This is a genomic window from Vibrio sp. S9_S30 (genome assembly GCF_014694455.1).
In the GTDB taxonomy this organism is placed as follows: domain Bacteria; phylum Pseudomonadota; class Gammaproteobacteria; order Enterobacterales; family Vibrionaceae; genus Vibrio.
In genome coordinates this window covers 1-5,984 of sequence record NZ_JAAUWT010000047.1, presented here as the reverse complement: position 1 = coordinate 5,984, position 5,984 = coordinate 1, and the positions used below count along the sequence as shown (strand labels likewise).

Annotated in this window: 6 protein-coding genes; 4 read left to right on the top strand and 2 right to left on the bottom strand. The window is 45.6% G+C overall.

All coding sequences use genetic code 11. The annotated features are described in order from the left end of the window. Nucleotides 1-522, top strand: a 522-nt coding sequence (locus tag HC752_RS23410; RefSeq protein ID WP_238930613.1) for a hypothetical protein, incomplete at its 5' end; no start/stop codon positions are given. Nucleotides 523-754: 232 nt separating this feature from the next. Here the strand turns inward: HC752_RS23410 and HC752_RS23405 are convergent. Next, nucleotides 755-1,048 carry a hypothetical protein gene (locus tag HC752_RS23405; protein WP_190337604.1) on the bottom strand — a complete coding sequence of 98 codons (294 nt, stop codon included), beginning with the start codon at nucleotides 1,046-1,048 and terminating at the stop codon, nucleotides 755-757. Nucleotides 1,049-1,768: 720 nt separating this feature from the next. Between HC752_RS23405 and HC752_RS23400 the strand changes: the two genes are divergently transcribed. Then, a complete protein-coding gene (locus HC752_RS23400) occupies nucleotides 1,769-2,281 on the top strand; it encodes a hypothetical protein (RefSeq protein WP_190337603.1) in 513 nt (170 codons plus the stop codon). Between the two features lie 42 nt (nucleotides 2,282-2,323). Here the strand turns inward: HC752_RS23400 and HC752_RS23395 are convergent, their stop codons facing one another. Next, nucleotides 2,324-3,640, bottom strand: a complete 1,317-nt coding sequence (locus tag HC752_RS23395) for a tyrosine-type recombinase/integrase (RefSeq protein ID WP_238930612.1) — start codon at nucleotides 3,638-3,640, stop codon at nucleotides 2,324-2,326. A 489-nt stretch (nucleotides 3,641-4,129) separates the two neighbouring features. Here HC752_RS23395 and abiEi point away from each other — a divergent pair, with 489 nt between their 5' ends. Next, entirely contained in the window at nucleotides 4,130-4,696 is a 567-nt protein-coding gene (gene abiEi, locus HC752_RS23390) for a type IV toxin-antitoxin system AbiEi family antitoxin (protein WP_190337602.1), read from the top strand. Continuing rightward, nucleotides 4,671-5,591 (top strand): nucleotidyl transferase AbiEii/AbiGii toxin family protein, encoded by a 921-nt coding sequence (locus HC752_RS23385; protein ID WP_190337601.1) that lies wholly within the window; start codon nucleotides 4,671-4,673, stop codon nucleotides 5,589-5,591. Before abiEi ends, HC752_RS23385 begins: the two co-directional genes overlap by 26 nt. Nucleotides 5,592-5,984 lie beyond the last annotated feature (393 nt).

The window sequence follows — 5,984 nt, the reverse complement described above, 5'->3', positions numbered from 1 at the left end:
AAAGTGGTAAGCGACTCATTTTACCCAAGAAAAGAAAGAGGAAGCCTTTTCCTCGGGTTGTTCTGTATAAGGCTCCCCGGTATCCACATAAGAAAAGAGCCGCACGCTGTTAAGCGAGCGGCATTAGTCAGTCTGGTAGCAGTATTAAAATATCAGGAAATAAATAATCCAATGTTAGAGAAGTTAGATGATGGCCAGCTGTTAGCTGTAGCTATGGTTTCGTACGTTTACTTTCACCCAGAGCCATTATCACTCATTTCAAGTGAGCAGCCGAAGGATGGTGTTGTTGCAATCCCTCTATGGTTGAACCTTGATAACGGCTCAATTGCTTGTCGTCAGCGCAAGAGTCCAATGCTTCGAAACCGCAGAGGTATGGTGCGACTGCCAGATACAACTGTGCCCGTTCAACAGCTTGCTTCCAGGCACGACCTGACGATGCCGAACGGAAGAACTGATTTTGTTCTATCCGTGCTTGAGCACTTCATTACCCATTGGTGGGCTGCAGAGGCAGACCATGAATAAATCGGCTTAGACCAGGAAGCTTTTGCCGCGATCCGAAACAACTTAATGCAACCAGTATTCACCGTGAAGGGAACTCAAGACCCTTCCAAAGTCCTAAACAATGTGATCATGCCTGTTCTGTACGAAGGACAAGAAAGCTCGGCCGCTGTTCACTAACCGAGAAAATGAAGAAATATGCTTGTACTTCCTTTCCAAAAGCTCGACATGGAGCGCGAGAAGCCCGCTTATGGGTTTAGCGTGTCGGGCATTCCGAAACCTGTTCTGTGGCCATCTTCAACGTCTTTTTGTTCTCTGTGCCAAGAGAAACATGCTGCGCCGCTGATTCGACAACGAAGTATTTTGCATCCATCCAGTCGCCAATACCTTCTGAGGCAGCGGCTGATACAGCATTTACTCGCTGCTCGATACCGAGGTTAGTTTGCTTGTTGAGTTCGTTAGCTGAAAAGCTTGCGATAGATACTGCGGTAACAATCACGGATAGTGTTGTTGTCGCAATAATCTTGAATTTTAGTGATAGGTTTTTCATCTCTAATCTACTGCCAAGTGGTTCTGTGTCGTTTGTGGGGCAGGAGAATATCACTGGCTATTTTTTGAGTTGTTACTGGGTGTGGAATAGCAAACAGGAAAAATGAAAACTTGTGAACAGGTGTTTTGGTTCATGAAATAAGAGGTTGATTGTTCAGGCTTAGTTCTGTTCACGTCGGATTGCTCATAAGCGCTTTTTTGAATCGAAATTCAAAATCACAGATGCTCACCAGAGGATTTTTTCATTTCTTGAATATCTATGCGCTCTATATTCACAGTAAAAAGCGTGAGAAGGGTTGGCTGACTGCAGAAGCAATCAGCCTTTGGGGTCGGCGCTACATTAATGGTTAAGAACCTAAATGTTACAGTCTGACCCCGAGATTGCATACCAATGATACTCGCCAGCTGCCAAAGGAAAATTGCCTTACAAAGCAGTGCTATTCTTTAAGAATAACCATCTCAAAAAGGCTGCTTAGTAAAGTCCTCGTTCTTCCCGCTTAAAGTTTGCTTAGTTTCATTTGCTATTGCTCTTAATCCTGTAGTTACAGCCTCTTCTGCTGCTCAGCAAGAAATTACCCTTTTGGCTTTGGACCATGCATCCGTAGGTGGCGAAGCTTTTATGGAGCCACTGTATCGAGAGGCGTGTGGAAGGGTGGGGATTAAATGTCACTTAAAATGGGTGCCACCAGCAAGGGCGAGTCGACTAGCAGATCATGGGAGTGTGGATGGCGAAGCTTCAAGAGCCTATGAATACCAGTATTATCATCCAACCATGATAAGGGTTGAGCCAGCCATACTGGAGTTCGAGATCGGCATCTTCGGTCGTAGCGACATGGAAAGCCTGTCTGAAATCATCAAAGGCTCACTCAGCGGATTCAAGATCGAGTTAGAACGTGGCCAGCTGGTGGCTCATATATTGCTGGAAGAAATGGGCATCGAGAACTTGATTGATAGTGACGGTTGGGATAGGTCGTTAAAACGTGTCCTTCGGAGAAAAGCAGACCTATACGTAGCACCTGCATTTGAGGGGTTTACCCCCTGGAATGAACATTTAACTTACCGGCATGCAATAAAGAAAGTTGGCACTTTGCATCGCGCCAAAGCCTTCTTGTATCTGCACGAAAAGCATGGTGATCTTGCATTTAAGTTTGCCAGGGTTCTCAAGGAAATGAAGGTTGATGGAACATTGGACGAACTGACAAGAAATGCGGTCGTCAGGTTATCTGCACAATGAAAAGAAGGGAGCAACAGGAGTGCTGCTCCCAAACTGTTAGGGTTAGTCCAGAGGATTGAGCTTCTTGGCCTTGGCACTTTCATGACGCTCTGCACGAGTCGTATGTAGGTATCGTGATGTCACCTCAATGCTTTCGTGACCGGCATCAGCCTGAACGTGAGCAAGAGGTCTGCCTTGGGCAATATCGTGTGAAATACCTGTGTGACGGATGCTGTGTACAGTAAGAACTCTAACTTCGCCAGCATCTTCATTGAAACCATCTGCCTCAAGGCGCTCTGCAGTCTTATCAGTCACCTCTTGAACAAGCTCTCGTATCTGTCTGATACCAAGGTTTGCGTTAATATCACCGACGCTTCTACCGTGAGTTGCAGCTTTGTGTCTCACAAATAGAGGTGTGTCTTCTCCGGGTACTGGGATGTCGGAGAGCTTTCGGAAACGGCGATAGCGGATCAGCGCTTCCCTTAGCTCATCAGAGACAGATACAGTCCGGCGCTTACCGCCTTTCGATTTGGGAATGAAAAAGCCAAGGTTGCCAGTTTTCTTGTCGCGGCGGAACTGTGACATTACAGGCGCATAGCCAGATCGGGCGCCAATCTCAGAAATACGGCAGTAAGTGCCATACAGCAGCTTTATCAGGAACAATGTACGCTCGTGAGTGTCAGGGTCTTCTTCTGCCATTGCCTCAGCAGCGTCGATCGCGTAACTCCACTGCAGATCAGAAAAGAACTTCAACTCATCATCGTCTTCACCGGCTGCAGCTGATTGGCTCTTGTTTTTGTACTTACCAAACTTGAGAACAATCGCGGCCGGGTTCGCATCGCAATACTCTTCGGCATTCAGGTACTGGAAGAACATACTGAGGATGCTGAGCTTGGTCGAAATGGCTGAGTCTGACAGCTTGTATTTCACCTCACTAATATCGAGGCTTGACCCTTTTGGCACACGCTTTGTGAATGGGCGCCACTTGAAGTTAGGGACTTTTTCACCAACGCCTTTGTTGAAAACGAACTGGGTAGAGTTAAAGGTGCCCACCAGATCTTCGGGCGGGTTCTCGCACCATTCGATGTATTGGCGCATGTAGGATCGGTTCACCATTGAAACTGGCATGCCTTGCACCGTCCAGCACCAATGAAGGAATGCATTCAACTCTGCGCGGTAAGCTTTGAAGTTGTTGTAGTGGTCTTTTTGCTCAAGTAACCAATCCAAGGCAAACTCATAGAGCTCCCCGGCGTCTTCGACGACATTAACCGTAATAAATGCGATGTGGTCATTGATGAACCGATTCGGCTCATTCAAATTTTCAGCTGCTTCAAAGAGAGGCATAGCTGGTGGTAGTGGTACGGAAGATGTCTTCGTCAAAATCAGATTCTCTTTCTTTGATTTATTCTGTTAGCAGCACACAATCAGTGATTTACCGCTTACTGATAGATTAACACCGGATCGATCTTCTGTGAATTTTAACTGTACATAATTACAGATGTTGGGAGGAGAGGTTGATGCAAATGAAAACGCCATTGAGCTCAGTGACGATTATGTAAGCAGATATGAACCTACTTATTTTCGAGATTGGGTTTTGTGACAAATGCCCATCTATGTTACTGAAAGTAATTAACTTTATTGATTGGTGGTGGTCGAATTTTAAACAGGTTTGAGGAACTACCGTGCTAACAACGACCACCAACTCCTTGGCTATTGGCTATTGGCTATTGGCTATTGGCTATTTGGGGAAGACTAAATGGCGGTCTACAGAATGGTATTGTATCTGATACCTTTCTGTAGAGTGTTGACGCGGTGGTGCACAGAAAGGTATGCTAAAGCATACTTTTCTGTAGACCGTGAGGGTTTCGTTTGCAACAGCGAGAACTGGTAGGAACTCTGGATTACCTTGCAGAGAGAGGCGTCAGTGTTTTCTCTCTGAAAATGCTGCGCAGTTATTTCCTCTCCGATACCACTGCAAGCCTAAAACAGTCATTAAAGCGAGCTGAGACACAAGGCCTGATCGAGCGCCCGTGTCGCGGCATATATACATATTCCCGAGGCTTTTCCTCTAACCCAGCCAAACTGGAGTCGATTGCCGCCGTTCTTCGTGCTGGCAAGTATTCATATGTGAGCCTCGAAACTGCTTTGTCAGAATTTAGCATCATCAGTCAAATGACGGTTGGGCGCCTTACAGTCATGACCACCGGCAGAACTCAGACGTACTCAACTCCATACGGCACCATCGAGTTCATTCATACAAAAAGAAGTGACAGTGACATCATCGAGAACACTCAAAAGGTAGATGGTCGACCACTTCGCTTAGCTACACCTCAAACAGCCTATGAGGATTTGAAACGGGTAAACCGCAACATCCACATGGTAGATATGGACACCTATTTGGAAATACTAAATGAAGAAAATAAACCTGCAGGCTAGAGCGGAGCAAATAGCCAAACAAAACCCTGGTCTAGCTGCGATGCGGCCAGTGATAGAGAAAGAGCTGATCCACTACGACATTTTTTTCCTGTTACAGCAGAAGGAACTGTTACTCCCAGCCATGACTTTCATTGGTGGCACATGCTTGCGCCTATGCTACGGATCAAATCGGTATAGCGAAGATTTGGATTTCCACGCCGGTAAAGACTTCAAGCCTGCGGATTTCGACAAAATTCGGCTCGAAATTGAACGCTATTTGTCAGACCGCTATGGCTTGGAAACCGAAGTGAAAGAGCCGAAACAGCTGAAAAACGATCCTGACTATGCAAACACTAATGCCAACACATGGAAGGTCATCATCAAGACGAATGAAGGGCAAAAGCACCTTCCACAACAACGGATCCACATCGACATTGCAAACGTCCCGACCCACGATGCCAAACCGGAACTGATCAGGACGAACTACCAAGAACTGCCTGACGGCTATGATGCTATGTTAATGCGCAGTTCGTCATTGAATGAAATTTTGGCTGATAAGCTGGTGGCCGTACCCGCCAGGAACAACATTAAAGCTCGTGATTTATGGGACATACTGTGGCTACACCAGCAGAAAGCTGTGATTGATTCTGACTTGATAAGAAAGAAGCTAAGTGATCACGAGATGGGTAATTACAAGGACTTGCTTGAAGCCAGGATTAATGAAGTAGAAGCATACTTTGAGAAGCCTTTCTTCGTTACAGAGATGACGCGCTTCCTTGATTCTGACCGTCTTTCACAGACGGTGGAAAAGCCTGATTTTGTCGCTTACCTTCAATCTTTCATAAGTAAAACGCTAGGAGATGTACACGCAAGCCTTTATTCGGAAAAAAAGACAGAATACGCCTTCGAGCTTTAATCCTAGCCAAGCCTTGATTCTATCAAGGCTTTTTAACATACCTTCGTTCTCGTTCATAACCTGTTCTCAAAACCCCCTTGAAATTCTAACGTAATTTATTGAACGTGTAAGCGTTTTGGTGTATCATTGCCTCATACGAAGACATGAACATCTAAGCAAGTAGCTGCAAAGAGGTCATTTCTCAAACAAGGTTTTAGTTATATTGAGGTAAGTTATGAGTGGCATAATGGAGGCTTTGTTGCGTAATTCATTGGAACTAAATCAAGAACCTACGATCTGATCAGCTACATTCACTTCACCTCGTAGCCCAATGCCTAAACCTTGTTACAAAACCACCAACTGGAAGCAATACAATCAAGCACTCATTAACCGTGGCTCTCTCACCTTTTGGAT

Bases quoted from the DNA above. Each gene is read 5' to 3' on its own strand.
- HC752_RS23405 (WP_190337604.1), bottom strand. From the start codon at position 1,048: ATGAAAAACCTATCACTAAAATTCAAGATTATTGCGACAACAACACTA.
- HC752_RS23385 (WP_190337601.1), top strand. From the start codon at position 4,671: ATGAAGAAAATAAACCTGCAGGCTAGAGCGGAGCAAATAGCCAAACAA.